The sequence below is a fragment of the Paraburkholderia sp. SIMBA_054 genome, assembly GCF_046534875.1.
In the GTDB taxonomy this organism is placed as follows: Bacteria; Pseudomonadota; Gammaproteobacteria; order Burkholderiales; family Burkholderiaceae; genus Paraburkholderia; species Paraburkholderia hospita.
This window is the reverse complement of sequence record NZ_JAWRXV010001713.1, coordinates 1-236: the sequence shown is the minus strand read 5'-3', so window position 1 is coordinate 236 and position 236 is coordinate 1. Positions and strand designations below refer to the sequence as shown.

The following is a 236-nucleotide window of genomic DNA, read 5'->3' as shown; positions in this document are numbered from 1 at the left end:
GTAGAAGCTGCGCCATTTACGTTTTCTGGCCATTTGGCAAAAAAACCACCGTCTGGAAGTATGGACTAACGGATCCATCGAATTTCACGCGTCAAAAGCATTTCAACCCAAGGCAAACAGAAGTTGAAAAACATAATCTGAATTGGATGGATGCAACTGATCGGAGTGTTGGTTGTCCGACATCGGAAGCGACGGTCAGATGACTATTCATCAGGCGATCCGCTGCTGGATATGGA

At 46.2% G+C, this 236-nt stretch carries 1 protein-coding gene; it reads left to right on the top strand.

Features of this window, described 5'->3' with window-relative positions; all coding sequences use genetic code 11:
• On the top strand, positions 1-203 hold a 203-nt coding region (locus SB822_RS60955), incomplete at its 5' end, for a hypothetical protein (RefSeq protein ID WP_410859635.1).
• Positions 204-236 lie beyond the last annotated feature (33 nt).